General features: G+C 62.9%; 1 protein-coding gene. It reads right to left on the reverse strand.

The annotated features are described in order from the left end of the window. Positions 1 to 920 (reverse strand): 2-methylcitrate synthase (gene prpC / locus F6X40_RS41555; RefSeq protein WP_187631900.1); only part of this gene is annotated, 920 nt, incomplete at both ends.

The raw sequence follows: 920 nt of genomic DNA on the forward strand, positions 1-920 counted from the left end.
CGGATGATCTTGTTGTCGACGCGCTGCTCGATGATGTGCGCGCTCCATCCTGCCGTACGCGAGATCACGAACAGCGGCGTGAACATCGCGGTCGGCACGCCCATCATGTGATACGACACCGCGCTGAACCAGTCGAGGTTCGGGAACATCTTCTTCGCGTCCCACATCACCGATTCGAGCCGTTCGGCGATCGAGAACAGTTTCGTGTTGCCCGCTTCCTTCGACAGCTTCTTCGCGACTTCCTTGATGATCTTGTTGCGCGGGTCCGAGATCGTGTAGACCGGATGGCCAAAGCCGATCACGACTTCCTTGTTCTCGACGCGGCGGCGGATGTCGGCTTCGGCTTCGTCAGGCGTCTGGTAGCGCGACTGGATTTCGAACGCGGCTTCATTGGCGCCGCCGTGTTTCGGGCCGCGCAGCGCGCCGATCGCGCCGGTGACCGCCGAGTACATGTCCGAGCCCGTGCCCGCGATCACGCGGCCGGTGAACGTCGACGCGTTGAACTCGTGCTCCGCGTACAGGTTCAGCGACACGTGCATCGCATCCACCCACGCCTTCGACGGCTCGACGCCATGCAGCAGATGCAGGAAATGACCGCCGATCGAATCGTCGTCGGTTTCGACCTCGATGCGCTTGCCGTTGTGCGAGTAGTGGTACCAGTACAGCAGCATCGAGCCGAGCGAGGCCATCAGTTTGTCGGCGATATCGCGCGCGCCGGGCAGGTTGTGATCGTCTTTCTCGGGCAGCACGGTGCCGAGCACCGACACGCCGGTGCGCATCACGTCCATCGGATGCGCGGCGGCCGGAATCCATTCGAGTGCGGCTTTTACGTTGGCCGGCAGGCCGCGCATCGACTTCAGCCTGGTCTTGTACGCGGTCAGTTCGGCCTGGGTCGGCAGCTTGCCGTGGACCAGCAGATA

It is taken from the genome of Paraburkholderia sp. UCT31 (genome assembly GCF_014397655.1).
Classification (GTDB): Bacteria; Pseudomonadota; Gammaproteobacteria; order Burkholderiales; family Burkholderiaceae; genus Paraburkholderia; species Paraburkholderia tuberum.